Source organism: Flavobacterium sp. (assembly GCF_044377315.1).
Taxonomy (GTDB): Bacteria; Bacteroidota; Bacteroidia; order Flavobacteriales; family Flavobacteriaceae; genus Flavobacterium.
In genome coordinates, this window is the sequence record NZ_JBILJG010000028.1 from 11,604 (window position 1) to 31,248 (window position 19,645).

Annotated in this window: 15 protein-coding genes; 4 read left to right on the forward strand and 11 right to left on the reverse strand. The window is 31.1% G+C overall.

Annotated features, from left to right (window positions below; translation table 11 throughout):
* Window positions 1-84: 84 nt before the first annotated feature.
* Window positions 85-3,441 carry a transcription-repair coupling factor gene (gene mfd / locus ACIQ66_RS09355; RefSeq protein WP_396212539.1) on the reverse strand — a complete coding sequence of 1,119 codons (3,357 nt, stop codon included), beginning with the start codon at window positions 3,439-3,441 and terminating at the stop codon, window positions 85-87.
* Window positions 3,434-4,036 (reverse strand): hypothetical protein, encoded by a 603-nt coding sequence (locus tag ACIQ66_RS09360; protein ID WP_396212540.1) that lies wholly within the window; start codon window positions 4,034-4,036, stop codon window positions 3,434-3,436. Before ACIQ66_RS09360 ends, mfd begins: the two co-directional genes overlap by 8 nt.
* A 413-nt stretch (window positions 4,037-4,449) precedes the next feature.
* On the opposite strand from ACIQ66_RS09360, the gene ACIQ66_RS09365 reads away from it, so the two are divergent.
* Complete coding sequence (locus tag ACIQ66_RS09365) at window positions 4,450-4,920, forward strand: Lrp/AsnC family transcriptional regulator (protein WP_298175257.1); 471 nt, start codon at window positions 4,450-4,452, stop codon at window positions 4,918-4,920.
* 27 nt (window positions 4,921-4,947) lie between these two features.
* Here ACIQ66_RS09365 and ACIQ66_RS09370 read toward each other — a convergent pair whose 3' ends face one another.
* The 5 genes from ACIQ66_RS09370 to ACIQ66_RS09390 form a co-directional block, all read right to left on the reverse strand.
* Window positions 4,948-5,385, reverse strand: coding sequence for a retropepsin-like aspartic protease (locus tag ACIQ66_RS09370; RefSeq protein ID WP_396212541.1), 438 nt, complete (start codon window positions 5,383-5,385; stop codon window positions 4,948-4,950).
* 31 nt (window positions 5,386-5,416) lie between these two features.
* Window positions 5,417-7,993, reverse strand: coding sequence for a CHAT domain-containing protein (locus ACIQ66_RS09375; RefSeq protein WP_396212542.1), 2,577 nt, complete (start codon window positions 7,991-7,993; stop codon window positions 5,417-5,419).
* A 115-nt stretch (window positions 7,994-8,108) separates the two neighbouring features.
* Window positions 8,109-8,525, reverse strand: coding sequence for a GxxExxY protein (locus ACIQ66_RS09380; RefSeq protein ID WP_396212543.1), 417 nt, complete (start codon window positions 8,523-8,525; stop codon window positions 8,109-8,111).
* Window positions 8,526-8,619: 94 nt separating this feature from the next.
* A complete protein-coding gene (locus tag ACIQ66_RS09385) occupies window positions 8,620-10,620 on the reverse strand; it encodes a PKD domain-containing protein (protein WP_396212544.1) in 2,001 nt (666 codons plus the stop codon).
* A gap of 225 nt (window positions 10,621-10,845) precedes the next feature.
* Window positions 10,846-11,028, reverse strand: coding sequence for a hypothetical protein (locus ACIQ66_RS09390; RefSeq protein WP_396212545.1), 183 nt, complete (start codon window positions 11,026-11,028; stop codon window positions 10,846-10,848).
* 485 nt (window positions 11,029-11,513) lie between these two features.
* On the opposite strand from ACIQ66_RS09390, the gene ACIQ66_RS09395 reads away from it, so the two are divergent.
* The 3 genes from ACIQ66_RS09395 to ACIQ66_RS09405 all read left to right on the forward strand — a co-directional run bounded on the left by ACIQ66_RS09395 (window position 11,514) and on the right by ACIQ66_RS09405 (window position 14,279).
* Window positions 11,514-12,227, forward strand: coding sequence for a hypothetical protein (locus ACIQ66_RS09395; protein ID WP_396212546.1), 714 nt, complete (start codon window positions 11,514-11,516; stop codon window positions 12,225-12,227).
* Window positions 12,228-12,864: 637 nt separating this feature from the next.
* Window positions 12,865-13,638: a sensor histidine kinase gene (locus ACIQ66_RS09400; RefSeq protein ID WP_396212547.1), complete on the forward strand. Its 774-nt coding sequence runs from the start codon at window positions 12,865-12,867 to the stop codon at window positions 13,636-13,638.
* 2 nt (window positions 13,639-13,640) lie between these two features.
* Complete coding sequence (locus tag ACIQ66_RS09405; protein WP_396212548.1) at window positions 13,641-14,279, forward strand: response regulator; 639 nt, start codon at window positions 13,641-13,643, stop codon at window positions 14,277-14,279.
* Window positions 14,280-14,331: 52 nt separating this feature from the next.
* Here ACIQ66_RS09405 and ACIQ66_RS09410 read toward each other — a convergent pair whose 3' ends face one another.
* From ACIQ66_RS09410 to ACIQ66_RS09425, 4 genes are all read right to left on the reverse strand, one after another.
* Window positions 14,332-15,360: a hypothetical protein gene (locus ACIQ66_RS09410; RefSeq protein ID WP_396212549.1), complete on the reverse strand. Its 1,029-nt coding sequence runs from the start codon at window positions 15,358-15,360 to the stop codon at window positions 14,332-14,334.
* 81 nt (window positions 15,361-15,441) lie between these two features.
* Window positions 15,442-17,274, reverse strand: a complete 1,833-nt coding sequence (locus ACIQ66_RS09415) for a T9SS type A sorting domain-containing protein (protein WP_396212550.1) — start codon at window positions 17,272-17,274, stop codon at window positions 15,442-15,444.
* Between the two features lie 233 nt (window positions 17,275-17,507).
* A complete protein-coding gene (locus ACIQ66_RS09420) occupies window positions 17,508-18,041 on the reverse strand; it encodes a T9SS type A sorting domain-containing protein (RefSeq protein WP_396212551.1) in 534 nt (177 codons plus the stop codon).
* An 8-nt stretch (window positions 18,042-18,049) separates the two neighbouring features.
* Window positions 18,050-19,420, reverse strand: coding sequence for a DNRLRE domain-containing protein (locus tag ACIQ66_RS09425; protein ID WP_396212552.1), 1,371 nt, complete (start codon window positions 19,418-19,420; stop codon window positions 18,050-18,052).
* Window positions 19,421-19,645 lie beyond the last annotated feature (225 nt).

The window sequence follows — 19,645 nt, forward strand, 5'->3', positions numbered from 1 at the left end:
AAATTACTTTTGATAGTTTCTGTATTTAATGATTGTTAAATTTTTATTTTTAATATTAGGCAACCCGTTAAGAAATATTTCATCTTAAACCATCTCCATCAACTCCAAAGCTCTTTTAACCGATTTTACATTTTCAAAAGTCAATAATAATCGTAAGCCGTTTGGTGTTTGTTTTTCTTTCATTTTGCACAAAGTAGGCTGTTTTTGCACAAATGTTAAGACTTGTCTAAATGCATTGGAAGTATAATAATCTGATTGCTGGTCGCCTACAAAATACGCTATCATTTTTCCTTGTTTCATAACCAATTTTTCTATTCCAAACTTGGTTGCAATCCATTTTATTCTGATACTGTTTAGTAAGGCAATAGCAGGTTTTGGCAAAACTCCGAAACGGTCAATCAATTTATTTTGGTAAGCTACTAGAGCTGCTTCGTCTTTGATATTACTCAATTCGTTGTATAAATTCAAACGTTCAGAAATATTGTTGATGTAATCATCTGGAAATAATAATTCAAAGTCAGAATCGATTTGAATTTCTTTTACATATTCTTTTTCAACCGTATCGGTTTCATTTTGATACAATTCTTTGAACTCGTTTTCTTTCAATTCTTCGATGGCTTCGTTCATGATTTTTTGATACGTATCAAAACCTATTTCGTTGATAAAACCACTTTGTTCACCACCTAATAAATCACCAGCACCGCGAATTTCCAAGTCTTTCATAGCAATATTAAAACCACTTCCTAATTCAGAAAATTGTTCTAATGCCTGAATTCGTTTGCGAGCATCGTCGGTCATGGCAGAATACGGCGGACAAATAAAATAACAAAATGCTTTTTTGTTGCTACGCCCTACTCTACCGCGCATTTGATGTAAATCGGACAAGCCAAAATTATTAGCATTGTTAATGAAAATCGTGTTAGCATTGGGTACATCCAAACCGCTTTCGATGATAGTTGTAGCTACCAAAACATCAAATTCGCCGTTCATAAAATCCAGCATCAATTCTTCGAGTTTGCTTCCTTCCATCTGACCGTGACCAATTCCGACTTTGGCATCTGGCACCAATCGTTGTATCATTCCAGCAATTTCTTTGATATTTTCTATTCGATTATTAATGAAAAACACTTGACCATTTCGCTGAATTTCGTACGAAATCGCATCACGAATCAACTCTTCATTAAAACTCACCACTTGACTTTCGATAGGATAACGATTGGGCGGTGGCGTTGTTATTACTGATAAATCTCTAGCTGCCATCAACGAAAATTGCAACGTTCTTGGAATCGGAGTTGCTGTTAATGTTAGCGTATCAATATTCGCAGCAATTGTTTTGAGTTTATCTTTTACGTTCACACCAAATTTTTGCTCTTCATCTACGATAAGCAATCCTAGATTTTTGAAAGCTACATTTTTGTTGACTAATTGATGTGTTCCGATAACAATATCGAGTTTTCCATTTGCTAATTTTTCAAGTGTATCTGCTTTCTGTTTTGCGGTTCTAAAACGGTTTAGATAACCAACCGAAACGGGCATTTCTTTTAATCTTTCTGTAAAAGTTCTGTAATGTTGATAAGCCAAAATTGTCGTTGGCACCAAAATCGCGACTTGTTTTCCGTTATCAACGGCTTTAAATGCAGCACGAATCGCTACTTCGGTTTTACCAAAACCAACATCGCCACAAACCAATCTATCCATTGGTCTATCGCTTTCCATATCGGCTTTTACATCTTGAGTCGCCTTTAATTGGTCGGGCGTATCTTCATAAATAAACGAACTTTCTAATTCGTTTTGCAAATAACTATCAGGTGCATATTGAAATCCTTTTTCCAAACGTCTTTTGGCATATAATTGTATCAAATTGAACGCAATATGCTTAACACGCGCTTTGGTTTTTTGTTTTAAAACCTTCCAAGCATTGGAACCTAACTTATATATTTTGGGTGGCGTGCCGTCTTTTCCGTTGTATTTTGAAATTTTATGTAGCGAATGAATACTTACATAAACAATGTCGTTATCGGCATAAACCAACTTAATGGCTTCTTGCGTTTTGCCTTCGACTTGAATTTTTTGCAAACCACCGAATTTCCCAATTCCGTGATCGATGTGCGTTACATAATCGCCAACCGAAAGCGTCGTCAACTCTTTCAGAGTAATGGTTTGCTTCTTAGAATAACCATTTTTGATGTTGAATTTGTGGTAACGCTCAAAAATTTGATGATCGGTATAACACGTAATTTGGTTTTCTTCGTCAATAAATCCTTGGTATAAGGGGAAAACTATGGTGTTGTATTGTTTCAGGATGTTCTCATGATTTACCTCATCAATACTCTCAAAAATATCGTGAAAACGTTTGGATTGCGATTCGTTGGAACAAAACAAATAATTTTTGTAACCATTAAAATGATTGTCACTCAAATTATTCAACAACAAATCAAATTGTTTATTAAAAGACGGTTGCGGCTGAATGTGAAAATCGTATGCATTATCATATTTGAAAAGCGGTTTAGAACTCAATTCAACAATGGAAAAATCTAATGCTTTTCGGGAAAATTCTTTTGGATTTAAAAATAATTTAGAAGGTTCGGCTTGATTGATTGTTTTGGATAAACCTTGAAATATCTCTACCGATTTCGTGAATAACGTTTCCAATTTAGAAAGTGTAAAATCGGTATTTTGAATAAATAAAATCGTTTTTTCGTTGATATAATCTAAGAAACTTTCTCTATTTTCTTGAAAAATTTTGTTTTCAACATTAGGAATAATGGCAATTTTCTTTTGTTTTTCTAGCGAAAGTTGGGTTTCTACATCAAACGTTCTAATAGAATCGACTTCGTTACCAAAAAACTCAATTCGATACGGATTATCATTTGAAAACGAAAAAACATCTATAATTCCACCACGAACTGAAAATTCGCCAGGTTCCGAAATAAAATCAACTCGCTTGAATTCGTATTCAAACAAAACTTCGTTGATAAAATCGATAGAAATTTTGTCGCCTACGGTAACTTTTAGTGTGTTTTTATCTAATTCTTTTTTGGTGACAACCTTTTCAAAAATAGCATCAGGATAGGTTACAATGATGGCTGGTTTTTTTCTCGAATTGATTCGGTTTAAAACTTCAGCGCGAAGCAAAACATTGGCGTTATCAGTTTCTTCAATTTGATACGGTCGACGATACGAACTTGGGTAAAAAAGCACATCATCTTGCCCTATCATTTGTTCTAAGTCATTCAAATAATAAGCGGCTTCTTCCTTGTCGTTTAGTATCAAAAGAAAAGAAGTTTCGACTTTTTTGAATAAAGAATTTATAACAAATGACATCGAAGAACCAATCAATCCGTTAAGATGAATTTTTTGGTATTTCTGCGTTAGATTTTCTCCAATCTTGATGATTTTGGATGAATTATCGTAAATGCTGACAACTTTTTCTTTACTCAAGATCGGGCGAATTTATAATTTTGGTATCAGTTGGAATCGCTCTTTTGCTGTCTTTCATCAACATAAAATCAGGTTCACCGTCTTCGGCTGGGATTTCACTTTTTATTATAATCTCCTCCATTTGCTCATAAAACCAGTACAATTCTACATTGATTTCGGCTAAAATTTTCTCGACTTTTTTAACTGGAATATCACGCAGATTAATGTATAAATTAAGTGAATTAATTTTAGTATTTAGTATTGCAATTCTTGATCTTACTGGTGTTGTGTTGAATTCTGCAGGGATGTTGTTGTTGAGTTCAGCTACTTTTTTGGATAATATTTTAGCTTTTTTCTGAAAAGCATTAATAGAACTTGTTGGTTTTTGGTCAAGTTCGGTTACAAACAATCGAAGTTCAGCCCAATTATTAGTAATAACTCGAGCTTTTTCGGTCATTTCTGGAATATCAAAAAACCATGCTTCATTAATAGCATAAAAAACGACTTCTTTCTTTTTGATATCTTTTAGTTGTTCCGCTTTTCTTTTAGCATCGTCTTGTTGACATGAAAATAAAAAAGTGACTAAAAGTAAAAGTGAATATAATTTGAATTTCATAAATGTAAACTTTATTTATTAGTGGTCATTTATGGTATCGCTTTTATTTATTGATGTTTGCAAATGCAAACGAATTAAAAGTTGCGATTTCATATATGTGAAATTGGTTTGAACTGACAAAGTTACAAAGGTAAAAGGAAACTTTACATGCCAAAACGATTGGTGTTTATAATTTTGTTAAATTATTGAAGATTAAAAGTTTTAAAACAAACATTTTTTTGTGCTTTAGTCAAATTAATATCTGTTATTTTTAAGCCACTGATTAAACTGATTAACACAGATTTTTTATTACTAATCAACTCAAAATCCTTTTAATCTTTTTAATCCGTGGCAAAATGATTAAAAATGCAACATTGTTGTTTTTGAATTAAATTTATAACTAAATTTGCTTTTTTAGTTTAAATTTTTGAGACATGAAGATAAATTCGTTACAAATAGAAATAGACGGAATTGATAAAGAAATTCTACGTCAGTTGATGGAAGATGCTAGAAAACCTATCCTTCAAATTGCCAACAAAATTGGGATTTCTGGTGCGGCTATACACCAACGATTGCGAAAACTGGAAGATGCTGGTGTTATTGCAGGCTCCAAGTTTATTGTAAATCCAAAAGTTTTGGGATATACAACCGTTGCTTTTATTGGAATTTATTTAGAAAAAGCCTCAAGCAACTCTGAAGCAGTAAAAGAACTTAAAAAAATTCCTGAAGTTTTAGAATGCCACTATACTACCGGAAATTGGAGCATTTTGGCAAAAGTCATATGTAAAGACAACGAACATTTAATGCAATTACTCAACAAAAAATTGCAACCAATAAATGGTGTTTCCCGAACTGAAACTTTTATTTCGTTGGAACAACAAATTGAAAGACAAATACAACTTTAGAAATTTCAATAAGATAATTATCCTAAATCATTTCAAATACAAACAATGATTGTAGTAATCTATAATAGCTTTTCCTTGTAATAAAACATCTGCGCCGATTATGCCGTGAACGGGTTTGGCTTTGTGTTGTTGTAAGGCTAAATTAACATGCGACAAATCAAAAATGACTATGTGAAAATCTTCACTTTTCCAGCGTCCTAATTGAAGTGTGTTGTTTTTGGCTAACTGTGTAAACATTCCTGTTGCACCTGCTCCAGAAGCTTTGGTTTTGGACTTTCCTGCTTTTAGTTGAAATAATTCGATACTTTCAAAACCCACACAACTATTGCTTGCGCCTGTGTCTAAAATGAAGGTTCCTTTTACACCATTAATGGAAGCTTTCAAAACCAAATGTTGCGTTTTTGAAACTTTGAAGTTTATTTTTTTGTACTTGTTGTTTCGTAAGGTTTTCTGTAATTCTTCCATTTTAATGCAAAATTGTTTTTTAACACAAAAGTCACAAAAGATTTTTATCATTTTTTATTTTGTTCCTTATGTAGTATAAATATAAAGATAATAAAACTACACCAACTCCAATTGAAATCCACAGAAAAAAGTTTGTTGATTCTTTACTTTCCAATGTTCCGTAATAAACAAATGCGCTCCAATAATAAGGTGATTTTTTAGCATTTGGAATTCTTGAACTTTTAAGAAAATCTAATTTGGCTTGATGATTGGCGTCAAAATAAGACTTGCCGTTTTTGATATTTTTATAAAAATTCGCCATCAAAACTGATGTTGTGTAATCGTTTACTTTCCACAAAGAAAATAGTAAATTTTGCGCTCCAGCAAACTGAAATCCTCGTGCAACACTCATTGCGCCTTCTGCATTGTATAGTTTACCAATTCCTGTTTCGCAAGCACTTAATACAACCAAATCTGAATTGATATTCAAATGATATAATTCAGAATATAAAATTTCTTGTTCGTAAAATCGAATGCTTGCTGGTTCAATAACATCGCCCGATGAAGCATGTGTTGAAAGATGCAAAATCGAAAAATTGACGGCATTTGCAGAGAAATTTTTAAATGTAGCATTTTGCTTTTCTAAATAAGTTCCTTTGAAATTCTTTTGTAGATTTTGCATTTCTTTTTTGGAAAAAGCCAATTCCAAAGCTGAATTTTCAAATACTGGAAAAACCCCTAAAATAGTTTCTTCGGCATGTTTAAATGGGATTGCATTTAAATAAAAAGTCGCTGAGTTGATGTAACCAATAGCAAAATCGTTCAACAAATAATGCATTTTTGCGAAATTTGTAGTCTTAGATTCTTTAGTGATTAAAGTTTCAAAAGGCAAAAAATTCAAAATTCCATCGGGTACGATTATCAAGTTTTTGATGGTAGATTTTGATGGCAATTTTAGCATTTTGTAAACCGAAAAAGCATCTCGATTAAAACTAGCAACATCATTAGTAATTTTTTCAGCATTTGAAAAATAATTCAAAAACGAAATGATCTTTGAAGCTGCCTCAAAATTAATTTCTTCAAGTTTTATTTTGTTGTTTTGAATAGTGAAAATGTAGATTTTTTTTTGTCCGAAAAAGTATTCAATCATTACCGCTTTGTCACTTTCTAGCTTTGAATATAAATCTGAAATTTTGAATGATTTTGCATTTTCAGTTTGGATTGATTGCTTCGATTTTAAATGCAACATCAATTCGTTTTGCTTTTTGATGGCTTCATTTATTACTGAAATATCAGCATAATCCAATTTTTGTTGTTCTTTGAGAATAGTATTTTTCCAGTTTTGTAACTGCTCGTAGATTAATTTTTCTTCTTTCGAAATTACTTTATTTTTGGCTATTTCTTGTTCTAAAACAGCTGATTTTGTTTTTTCTTGTAACTCAAATGCTTTTTCTAAATAATTGATTTTATTTTCTTTACGAAAAAATGAATAGTAAATTGCAATACATTTTTCAGTTCGATTTCTATTTCTGATTTGATTGATAATTTTAGAATTTTCATATATCAAAAAAGACTGCAATAATTCTTCTACATGAAATGAAAGTGCATAACTTTCTAACGCTTTTTTGGGTTGATTTTCAGCTACAAAAAGTGTTGCCTGTAAATCGAGTGCATCGAGCAAAATCGTTTCGGCGTAAAGTGAATTTTTGCTAGGCAAATTTGTGGAGGAATAATTTGGAAGCAATAATTTGAATACTTCTGAAATCTTCTTTTTGGCTTCTTGAAATTTTTCTTGATTGAACAATATTTTGGCTTCGACCAAAAGAAAACTGGCTTTTTTTCGTGGTTCTATATTTTCAATTTTATAAAAAATTGCTGAAGCTTTTTCAAAATAATTAATTGATTTCGATGGATTGCTTTCAAGATATAAACTCGATAAATTTCTATACGAATTAAAAAGCATTTCACTTTGTGAAGCTTCTTTTTTTAATTCAACAACCGACAATTCATATGCGTTTTCGGCTTTTTTATAATTTTTTGAAAGAAAATAATTATTGCCCAAATTACTCAACAATTTTCCTTTTTCAGTCGAAGATAATTTCTCGGATTTAATCGTTTTTTCTAACAAAATAATTGCTTCATCGATCTTTCCAGTGTTTTGATAAACATTTGATAAGTTCAAAATTGCTGCTGCTTTTTGTTCCGAATTTTTTGTAATAGAAGCTATATAGAAATACTGTTTTATAGTGTTTTCAGCATTGTCATAATCGCCAACTATAGTGTAAATATTTCCTAAAGGCTTGAGGCAAAATTCGACAATATCATAATTGGAAAGTTTGTTTTTTTCATAAAGTCGCCAAGCTTTTTCATAACTAGAAATTGCTTTTTGTGTTTGACCAAATTGATTTTGATAGAAAGCCTTATTGCAATTTAAAATAACAAGAGCCAGCTTTTCGGCATTTGATTTTACAACAAAACTTTTTTCAGCTATCTCAATTTTTTTAAGGCTTTCAATAGTTGGATTGGCTACAAAAACTTCAACAGCTTCGTAGATTTTGTTTTCTAAAGTTGTATTACTTTGTGAAAAAGCAAATTGAAATAGTAAAAAAAAGAAAAGTGTTTTTTTCAAGTGTTTATTTTTTAACACAAAAGTCACAAAAGTATTTTTCATAATCTATTTCAAATTAAATGATTTACTTTTATGCCTTTAGTGATTAGCCATTTATATTTGAAAGCCAATAAAGTTATTCATCTTCAAGGTTACTATATAAATGATTTACAAATGTTTTTTGTCCTTCACTATATAAATTTACACAATTAAAATTATAAAGAATTCCTTTTGGAGCTTCGAGTAATCTCATGTAAGTTAGAATTTGTGCATCGAATATTGGCATAAATTCTTTTACTGATTTTAATTCGACAACAATACATTTTTCGATAAGCAAATCACATCTTAATTCTGTTTCTAAATCTACACCTTTAAAATACAATGGAACTCGAAACTCAGACTCAAAGTCAATTCCTCTAAATTCAAGTTCTCTCATCATACATTTATGATAAATACTTTCTAATAATCCTGCACCAAGTTCTTTATGAACTTCAATTGCTGCTCCATTAATATGATATGTAAGATCTTTTAAGTAACTTTTTGTTAATCCCATTTATATTTTTTTAGAACACAAAAGCAAACAAATGTTTTTTATAATCAATTTCAAATTGAATAATTTTCTTTTGTGCCTTTTGTGGTTAACCATTTTAAAACTTCCAAATTGCATAAAATTGCCAATAATCGGAATCTTTTTCAAATGATTTGTAATATCTAGCTCCAACACTTGGTCCAATTCTTGCAAAACCAAAAGTCACATCGGCAAAAAAAGTTGTTTGTGTCTTTTTGAAATTTTCAGTAGCTGAACTTCTATTGCTATTTTTTTCCAAATTTATAACTTCTTTTATACTTCCGTCAACAGGATTGTTTGCAAAATATTTTTTGTTGCTTTCCGTTTGTGTAGTTTCTTTCATAGTGAAAGACAGTTCAGGTCCAAAACCAAGTCCTATGTAATTATTTACGTTATAACGCAATGAAACAGGAACTATATTAACACTGTTTCTTACTGTTCTATTAGTACTCGTGGTTTTTGAATAGCCAATATCGGCAATATTACCATTGCCAAAATTGATTGCAGGATTAAATATCTCTTCATTTTGAACAACTGGTTGCGTTATTGTTCCAGTTTGAAAATAGGAATATTGCAATTCAGATTGCCAATACCATCTATAAGATTTATACGGAGAAATGGTTACACCGGCAAAATAACTTTTGAATTCTTCTTGATCTGAAAATAAATTATACCCTACTCTAGCTCCAATTGAAATACCTGGTTTGAATCTTGTTTTGGCAATATTAGTAATCACAGGTTCGTTTTTATCAAAAATAATTGCCGTTTGACTTTGTGTTATTTGCTTATGAAAATCTTTGGCAAATCGCATCGTATATTTTACAAAACCTTTGGTTGAATCAACTTCTTTCACATTTTTTTGTGCACTTCCTGGGATATAAATATTCTTAAAAGTGAAATGAATTTTCTTTTGTTTAATCAAAGTATCCAGGCAACTATAAGTTGCTTCTTGACCTTTTGGACAAATGGGACATTTAGGATACGAATCGACAATTTGAAGTGTTTTTTTATCAAACATATCAGGCGTATCGGTCTCTAGTCGAATCATTCTTGCTGGCCCTTCGCCATTGTTTTGAAATCTTGTTTTGAAAATTATCGTTTTTAAACGAACCGTTCTATAGTTCATCAAAGTAGCGTTACTCGACATTTTGTTTGGATCGTGCGAAGTCACAATCTCCATTTGAAGCGTTTTCTTTTTGTGGTTTTTATAATTTCTATCAGGCACAAAAACACTTCTCATTTTGACAATTGCCGAAGTGTCTTTTAACATTTCTGGTGTTGTTTTGAATGTAAAAAACATATTTCGGGTTTCACTGGGTTCCATGTTATAAAACTCAAAAACCTTTGAATCAGTAAATAATGCATTGCTTTCAGCCAAAGTCATTTCGAGGTTTTCATCAACAAGATTAAATCCGTTTATAAATGACGGATAAGTTTCAATTGAAACTAAATTTCTATACGAATCGTTGTTTTCAACACTTGCCATTCCTGTTTGAGTAACTTCTTTTTCGCCGAAATGAGTTCTAGTTTCAAGTAATTCAAAGTTCTTATTTTTAAATTCCTTATCGTTGTAAAACAGATATAATTTTCCATTTGCAAGGTAATTAAGCTCATTTTTATAGCTAACAACCACCACAATTTCATCATTAGGAACCGGCTCGCGATTATTGAAAATTTTTAACGAAATAGTATCAGGTAAAGCGGCTATTTCATCAAATTTCAAATCATAAATTTCATTAATAGCAACTGTTTGCGGGCGAGTTTTGGGAGGTTTTCCATTGTCATAGTTATTAGTTACCGACAAATTTACTTTATAATCGCCTTTCTTTTTATAGGTTTTTTTTGGAGCTGGATCTTTGCTATAACTACCGTCGCCCATTTCCCAAAAAAAAGAATAATTGGCTTTTGGAGCTCCTAAAATTTGATTTAGCGTTGGAACTTCAGCATTATAATGAACCTGATTTCCTTTTTTATCAAAAAGAATTGTTGCTTTTCGAGTGGTAGTATCTTTTACTTGTGTTTGTGAAAAAGAGATAATGGAAAATAGAATTGATAAAAAAGAAAACAGTGTTTTTTTCATAATCTTTTGGCTTATTTAGATTTATAAAGATATAAAAAATCACTCAATTGTGAAGATTTTATTTTTCATTGCATTAAAATTATTTCGCTCTAACAAATAGTATCATTAGTAATTAGATTTAGCATGACCTAACTTTTGTTTGAATAGAATTACAACTAAGTTATAAAAATGGCTAGGCAGATAAAAACACCTAGCCATTCTAACAAAACTAAAACAAACTAAATTTTACTCACAGCAGTTTTTTCTAAAAACCTCAACATCGCCTTGAGCTCCCTTAAAAAAACTATAAATATTATCAAAATCTAGAAATATATCTGTTCTCATATTAGCAGATGGAGATGGATTATTTCCTGATGAACTTATTCCTTGTACTCCATAAACCAAACCTGTACCAGATTGTCGTTGCATCAAATGGTATTACATTTGTTAATGAGGCTAATTTTCCGTCATAAAGATTTTTTAAAGCTTGCGAAGTTGGTATTGGTTCTTCACCATTTATTACCTCATACTCATCTTTGTTACAACTTTGGATAAATAGCGTAACAAGTGTTAACAGAATAAAACTCTTAATTGTTCTTACATAATTCATATTAATTTTTACTTTTTCATTTTGTTTTGATTTTAGTTTATATTCTTTTTTGACATATCAATTGCAATCCTTTTTTGTTACCCATTTCCATTAAAACAAATACAATTAAACCCACAAATTTCTATACTATATAGCGATTAGTTAATGAGTAATAAACTAAAATTTTGATGTAGATTTAACTGAAAAAAATACCGTTGTTTAACGGATATAGAAATGGTTTATTGGCTGATTAATTTTTTGGAGGTAAAATGTTTCTTTGTACTGAAAAAATTGTAATTTTAATAACTTAAAAAAATCATTTATTATGAACTCTCAAATGCAACGTTATGTTTTAGTCAGTTTGCTAACAGCAACAGCAACCTATTTTTTGACAACCAACTTATCTAATAATGATATTCCAGAAAACACAAGAAGTCTTACGGATATTTGTATGGATTATAACACCATTACGCCACCAACATTAACAACCGAAATGGTAAGAAGTATGGTATCACAATATAGTGGCACCCAACTAAACAGCATTCAAACAGCACCAACTAATGCAGTTGCTGTAGATGCTCGTTCTATATGGTTTGATTTAGAAACATTAAAAGAATTCTTGTATCAAATAGAATACAATGTAAATAAAAACCCAAGGCAAGGAAGGGATAGGGAACTTGGTGTTCGTATATATTATGCTGCCTATCCAGAAAACACGAAAATGAGAAATTTAGCTGCAACACAAACAGATCCTAACTTTAGTTATAATCCTGCATACGAAAAAAAACATACACTTGTAATGATTCCTACTATTGGAAAAGACGGCGAAAATTATGACTTTAATCCGTTAGATGTTAATTCGTATATTGGTTTTACAAATATGAAAACAGGCGGCGTTTTTTCTGCAAATAGTTCTAGTTATGCAACTCTGTCTCTTGGCACAAGTGCAAACCCTCTTAATCAGGGGACAAACCCTACTGTTGCTAGGAATCATGGACGTTTATGCCCGCCAGATGGCTATCCAGGTAATGCATTTTAAATAATTATTATATGTATAATAAACCCTCTATATTGCTAATACTGTTAAATTTTTTTGAAATTTTAGCTCTTTTAGCGGGAATAATAAATTATAACAATATAAAAAAAACATATTGGAAATGGTTTGTTGTTTATTTAATTATTATTGTAATATATGAATTATTTGGCGTCAAAATTTTTAACTATTTTAATATAGAAGAGCGTATTTCGTTCTCCTACTTTATAGTTCCTTTAGAATTTTTATTTTTTATTTGGCTGTATGCATTAAAATCACTGAAAAAAGAAAAACTATTCATTACATGTTCATGTATTTATATTTTATCATTTTTCCCAAATTTATCAATTCTAAAAGGAAAATTTATTTTTGATTCATTTAATTACATGATTGGCGCATTAATTATGCTGATATTAGTCTCTTTAGAATTTTTGAAACAAATAAAAAATGAAAATATTTTGATGTTTAACCAAAATAAAATGTTTTATATCAATATTGGAATTATTTTGTTTTATGTTGGAAATTTACCTTTTTTTGGGCTATATTATCCAATTATGAAAGAACCCAAAATCTGGAATTTATACTATATTTATTTTATGATATCAAACTGTATCATGTATTTTTTATTCGCAGCATCATTTATATGGGGAAAACCGAAATCATAATTACAATTGTCATTTTTAACCTGTTTTTTATTTTATTCATTGTTGGAATTGTCATTTTTATTCGTCAGTATAAAATAAAGAAGAAAGAACATTCCGCTATGCTACTCCATCAAAAAGAAGAACATCACAAAGAATTACTGGCTACGCAAGTTGAAATTCAGCAACAAACCATGCATCATATTGGCAGAGAAATTCACGATAATATTGGACAAAAACTAACTCTTGCCAGCTTATACACACAACAATTGGCTTTTGAAAATAATGCACCTAAAATAAAAGACAATATTGAAAACATTAGTGCAATCATCAATCAATCGCTTGAAGAGTTGAGAGAATTATCAAAATCATTAACCGATAATGCTATCGAAACCAATTCAATATATAAACTACTAGATGCAGAATGTACAAAAGTTAATGAACTCAAAATTTGCAAAATAAATTTCAATTGTAATAACAAAAATATAGTTTTGCCTTATCAACTAAAAGCAATTTTGGTTAGAATTACTCAAGAGTTTATTCAGAATAGCATAAAACATTCGCAGTGTAAATTGATAACAATTCATCTTGAAAAAACAGATAATAAAGTCATGTTAAACCTAACTGATGATGGAACCGGTTTTAATTTTTCAAAAATAATTATCAACGGAATTGGGCTTTCAAACATGAAAAAAAGAACCGAAATGCTTGGCGGAAATTTTGAAATGCAAAGTTCAAATTTGGGAACAAAATTAGCAATAGCTTTACCTTTATAAACATGAAAAAAACAATTGTAATAGTAGACGACCATATCTTAATTGCGCAAGCATTGAAAGGAATTATTGAAAATTTTAAGAATTTTGAAGTTCTTTATGAATGTGAAAATGGTAAAGATTTACAAGAAAAATTCAAATTAAAAAAACCGATTCCTGATGTCGTTTTGCTTGATGTAAGTATGCCAATTATGGATGGTTTTGAAACCGCTAAATGGCTAAAAGAAAAGCATCCTGAAGTATTAATAATGACTTTGAGTATGCAAAATGACGACCAAAGTGTTATTAAAATGATTAAAAGTGGTTCTAATGGTTATTTATTAAAAAACACACATCCAGTTGAGTTAGAAAAAGCATTAAATAGATTATTGAACGATGGTTATTACTATCCTGATTGGGCTTCTAAAATTGTTTTTACCAGTTTAGGAGAAAAAAACACAACTACAGAAACCATCAAGCTTACCGAAAGAGAAAGGGAATTTCTAAAATATACCATTACCGAAATGAGTTATAAAGAAATAGCCGGAAAAATGTTCTGCAGCCCAAGAACAGTAGAAAGTTACCGAGATTCTCTATTTGAAAAATTAGAATTAAAAACCAGGGTTGGATTGGCTGTTTTTGCTCTTAAAAACGGATTTGAATAAAAAAACTGCAAAAGGTAAAATTTACTTTTTGCAGTTTTTTTAATGCTAAAAATTAATCCTTCAATTGTAAACCAAATACGTAACGATTGCCAGCACCTGAAACTGATGTCGGTGTATATGTTGATGGATTTGTTGGTGTCAAGTCTATTGAAGTAACACTAAATGAATCGGTTGTTGCACCATTTGAACTACAGATATAATAAAACTCTGTTGTATAATCTAATGCTGACGAAATCTTGCAAGAAGCAGCATCAATAAAACTTAAAGTATATTTAGTTGACAAAGAACTAGGACTATATGCTAATGTTGATGATAAATCGATTTTTAGAAACTCATTTGTAACACCATTTCTTTTAACAACAAATAAATCAAATTGTGAACCAGCAGAATTTATAGCTTCTAAACCTTCATAAATATCTGTAGTCCCTAAATATTGTGGATAACTTGGTAAAACTGAACCTGTTCCTGTTACATCAATTATATACAGATTTCCACCAGCAATAACACTCATGTAATTACCTTTTTGTGTTAAGTTTGAAACTTGACCGGCCATTAATGTAATTTCGGCAAAACTAGTCGTTAGTGGTGTTGGCGTTGGTGATGTAATATCATATTCATTAAGTTTATGGTTTTTTATTGCAAAAAACCTTCCGTTTACAAATTCCATCGCTTGTACATTTGTTACAAGAATTTGATTTTCTATAGTTGGTGCTCCAGAAACAGTGTTAAAATTATAAACAATAACTCTTTCGCCAGATGAAACCGCATATCTTTTGTTTATTTTATCGTAAGCCGAACATTGGTTTGCCAAAATAGTAGCGGTAGGTATTGTTGATGCCACAGTAGCAAAATCATCCGATCTTAATGTTGTTGGTACAGTAAAAGTTGCTCCAACTGTAACTTCTTTTTTAAGATTCCATAATCCTGAATTTCCTGTTATATCGTTTGAAGTTTTAATAAATAGGAATTCAAATGTTGATGGTACAACAGTTGGTGTAATTGGGTCAGAAGATGAATCGCAACTTGCGAATGATAAGCCTACTAAAATAATTAATCCGATGTTTTTTAATGCTTTTTTCATAACTTTTAAGTTTGTTAATTTTTGATTTATGTAGTTATATAAAAAGGGCAACAAATTTGTTACCCTTATTTTGAAAAAAAATTAATTTTTTATAACTCTTTTCGTCTTAACACCATTTTTTGTGGCTATTTGGAGCAAATAAATTCCTTTTGAAAATTTATCAAGGTTAACCGAAACCGCGTTGCTTTCTTGCTCAACAGAATAAATTTTTCTTCCATTGAAGTCAAACAATTCTATTTGAAGAATTGTTTCTAAACTTTCAATATTCAAAATATTATTTGTTGGATTTGGAAATATCTTAACAATATTATTCTCTTTTTCTATTGAGTTTGTTGCTAAAGGAGCATTGTTATGAATACATAGATTATCTAAAATACCTGTCAACATTCTTGGTTCTTCTTGCCATTCGTTACCACCAATTTGAACCGTATTTAATCCTAAAATAGTTGATGGAATTGTGAAAGTAAAAGAACCTATTAGAAATCCTATTGTTCTAGAAACATCACTGTAAACGCTCAATTTACCACCTGTTGTTCCAGATCTTTCTAATCTAATATAATAGTCTGTATTAAGACCTCCAATTCCAGCAGGACCAACTGCAATAGTTGTTGGAATAACTGTTGGAAAAGCTCCTGAACCATTATTAATATATACCTTAAAGAAAAAGTTTGTTGGATCTTCAGGCAAATCGCTTTCAAATGTTACGGCAATTCCTTTTTGATTGGCAACAGTTAAACTTAAAGGATTTGGAGAACATGAACTTCCTGGCAAACCAAAACTAGTTGGTTCGCTAAAAAACGGTTTAGCACCATCATTCAAGGCTAAAATAGTATGTCCTGCACCACCGATCCCATTTACTGGCAAAGAGCCGTTACTTGTATGTGTAAAATCAATATCTGCTTTAAAATCTGAATCACTTATTGTCAAACCAGAACGATTCATATAATTGAAGTTATTATCACGCGATTGCAAAAACTGAAATTGCCCTGAATTAATTGTCATAGTTGCTAATGTATTGCAAGCAAGAACAGATGACAAAATAGGATGCGCCCAAATTGTAGGATTACTAAAATCATCATAAACGGAATTACAAAGATTTGGATTTGATGTAACAATAGTATTGTCTATACATAAATTATCTAACTTTCCTGTTAACATTCTATCAACTGGCTGCCATTCATTGGTTCCAAATTGCACTGTATCCAAATTAATAATTGATGCCGGAATTGTAAAAAGTCCTGAAGTATTGATTAACATAGTTCTCGCGACATCACTATAAACATTTAACAATCCGCTAGAAGAACCTACTCTAACGAGTTGCAAAAAATAATCTGAACTAGAACCTCCAACTAATGGACCACCTACAGAAATTGGCGTTCCGACTTGTGTAACTGTTCCACCATCATTAATATAAACTTTAAATGAAAAATCTGTCGGAGCTGTTGTCAAATCACTTTCAAAAGTAACAGCTATCCCTTCGTGATTAGTTGGTGTTAATGCTAATGGTGTTATAGACATTGGCGATCCACCTGCACTTAATATGCTACTAAAAAATGGCTCCGTGCTACTATTTAAAGCTAAAATAACATGTCCAGCGCCTCCAGCAGTAATGCCATTACTTGTGTGTCTAAAATCAATTTCAGCTTTAAAGTCTGTATCGCTTATTGCAATTCCTGAACGATACATATAATTCATATTATTGTCTCGCGATTGTCCGAAGCTAAATTTTCCTCCAGTAACAGCTATGGTGTTAAAATTTGGAACGCTTTGTAAAGAAGATGGCAAGGTAGGATGACTCCATAATGCTGGATTAGAAAAATCATCGTAAACTGCATTACAGGTTGTTGTAGGTTGGGCAAGAACACTGTAAGTTAATGCAAAAAAAGTTGCTGTAAGAAGGTAAATTTTTTTCATAATTTCTAAAAGTTTAATTGTTTATATAACTATATCAAAAGAGGGTAAACTTTGTTACCCATTAATTTTATTTTTTTACAAATTTTTTATTTATCATTAAATAAATCTCGGGTTAATTAACCTATTACTTATCCGTTGTTTAACGGTTTCATTTTAATTTTCAATATTCTACATAAAAAAAGCGATGAACTAACTTCACCGCTTTTCAAAAAAAAAAAACAAACTAAACAAACTTATTTTTTAACGATTTTTTCAATTGAACTTCCTGAATCAGTTGTTACTTTCAAAAGATACATTCCTGAAGATAACATTTCTGTGTTTACAGTCATTGCATCTGAATCATTTTCGTTTTGGAAAATAATTCTACCATTAACATCCATAATCAAAATTGACTTTATTATATATGAAGATTCGATGTTCAATATAGAACTTACAGGATTTGGATAAACCAAAAATGATGAAGATTCATTAAATGTCTCATTTGCTAAAAGAGAACAAGGTGTTACAACAATTGCTAGAAATGTTGCGTTGGGCTGGGTTTCAAATCCTGTATCGAGAAGCACATAACCATCGGTAGCAGGGTTTGCATCAAGAGTAACATCTGCTCCAGTTGGTATAGTTGTTAAACCGCTAGATGCTATCCAACTATTTGAACCAGTGTAAAGTGTCGCATAAACTCCTGAAATGGTTACCGTCGCTGGACATTGTGACCAACTCGAATTGTACCAAAACAGTATAAAGATGGGAATTACATATATTTTTTTCATAATTCGTATTATTTAGCAATTTGGTTTTTCAACATCTCAATTTCTTTTTTCATCTCGATGATGTACAGCGTCAGTTCTTCGATTTTTTCCATTTGTGTTGCTTGCATTTTTCCTAAATCTAAACCGTCTTTTACCAATTCATCAGCAGAAGGCACGTTTGGCAAATGTTTATTTTCTTTGATAAATGCCTCAACTTCTGATAATGGTTTTAAATTATAATCAGCTGCAAAAACATAATCTGCCCAAGCACCAGAATTCACAACTGCCACTTTAACTTTTTCGGTTAAAATCCCTTCCTCAACAAATAATTTGTACCCACTTGGTAAATTTGCCATGTTTCCAATTCTAACTTTGCCATCTTCATTAATTCGCATTCTTTCTTGATTGGTAGTCCAATCCCAAAATAAAAGATGACCTGCGCCTTGACTGTTTCCGCTTCCAGTAGAATGTAATGCCCATCTTTTTCCTGCTCCACCACTCGCATTCAAATCTAATGTAGCAGCAGTTGTTCCCGTTTGATTAACTTGAATACCATCATTTTGAGCAGCAGTTTCAACATAAAGTTTCTGATATGTTGATATTCCTGCATTACTAATACTAAGTCTTCCTGCATAATCAAGAGTCATTCTTTGAGTATTATTTGTTTTAAAATTTAATGGTTGATTGTTTATTGTTCCCAAGAAATCGGTCGCAGTTGTTGTATTTCCGCATAATGACCATTCATCGCAAGGTAATGAATATGTTACACACAATTCTGGCTTATAAATTCCTCCAGCACTTGTGTTTTCCTTTGACCCCATAACCAAACCATGGTAATAATCAGTATTGTCTGTCAAACTAATCTGAAAGCCGTTATTAATTCCTGTTATAATCATATTTTGTACCATTGTAGTAACATCAACAATTACATCGGCTGTTGAGCCGTTACCTAATGAAGGTATAGTAACAGCACTTGGTAAAACACTAGGGGCCGTTGTCCAAGTAACGCTACTTTCATTCCAGGCAGTTCCAACTGGTTCAATTGTGGCTCCATTTCCAGCTCCACCTAAATCATAATGTTTATTATAAACTACATCTGTAGCATCAACATGTAATTTCATAATTGCAGAACTGATAGTTACTCCAACAGGCAAAGTAGATATATCAAACTGGGTTAAAACTTTTGTAGTATAAAAACCTGAACCACCTGCATCATTATAGGTATGTCTACTAGCTCTAATCACAGGATTTGTGCCATAATTTGTAGTTGGAGCAAATTCATGAATCTGCGTGTCTTGACTCGCGGGTAAACATACCGTTGAAGTTGTACTTTGTGCAAATATTTGCATTGAAGTAAATGTTGCAATAACAAAAACTAAAAAAATGTTTAATTTTTTCATAATAATATAATTTTTGATTTTCCCTACTCTTGGTTTGGCTTTTCGGGTTACGCCTTTTTAGTGATACAAAGTTGGGTTTTGTAACAAAATATATCTTGGGTTAAACAACCCTTTTTACTACCGTTATTCAACGGTTTTTTTATAACAATCAATACTTTATACAAAAAAAGCGATGAAGTAATTTCACCGCTTTTCTAACAAAACTAACCTAACAAATCAAATTTA

Bases quoted from the DNA above. Each gene is read 5' to 3' on its own strand.
- ACIQ66_RS09385 (WP_396212544.1), bottom strand. From the start codon at position 10,620: ATGAAAAAAACACTGTTTTCTTTTTTATCAATTCTATTTTCCATTATC.
- ACIQ66_RS09380 (WP_396212543.1), bottom strand. From the start codon at position 8,525: ATGGGATTAACAAAAAGTTACTTAAAAGATCTTACATATCATATTAAT.
- ACIQ66_RS09395 (WP_396212546.1), top strand. From the start codon at position 11,514: ATGAACTCTCAAATGCAACGTTATGTTTTAGTCAGTTTGCTAACAGCA.
- ACIQ66_RS09370 (WP_396212541.1), bottom strand. From the start codon at position 5,385: ATGGAAGAATTACAGAAAACCTTACGAAACAACAAGTACAAAAAAATA.
- ACIQ66_RS09365 (WP_298175257.1), top strand. From the start codon at position 4,450: ATGAAGATAAATTCGTTACAAATAGAAATAGACGGAATTGATAAAGAA.
- ACIQ66_RS09390 (WP_396212545.1), bottom strand. From the start codon at position 11,028: ATGCAACGACAATCTGGTACAGGTTTGGTTTATGGAGTACAAGGAATA.
- ACIQ66_RS09405 (WP_396212548.1), top strand. From the start codon at position 13,641: ATGAAAAAAACAATTGTAATAGTAGACGACCATATCTTAATTGCGCAA.
- ACIQ66_RS09425 (WP_396212552.1), bottom strand. From the start codon at position 19,420: ATGAAAAAATTAAACATTTTTTTAGTTTTTGTTATTGCAACATTTACT.
- ACIQ66_RS09415 (WP_396212550.1), bottom strand. From the start codon at position 17,274: ATGAAAAAAATTTACCTTCTTACAGCAACTTTTTTTGCATTAACTTAC.
- ACIQ66_RS09420 (WP_396212551.1), bottom strand. From the start codon at position 18,041: ATGAAAAAAATATATGTAATTCCCATCTTTATACTGTTTTGGTACAAT.
- ACIQ66_RS09400 (WP_396212547.1), top strand. From the start codon at position 12,865: ATGGGGAAAACCGAAATCATAATTACAATTGTCATTTTTAACCTGTTT.
- ACIQ66_RS09410 (WP_396212549.1), bottom strand. From the start codon at position 15,360: ATGAAAAAAGCATTAAAAAACATCGGATTAATTATTTTAGTAGGCTTA.
- ACIQ66_RS09360 (WP_396212540.1), bottom strand. From the start codon at position 4,036: ATGAAATTCAAATTATATTCACTTTTACTTTTAGTCACTTTTTTATTT.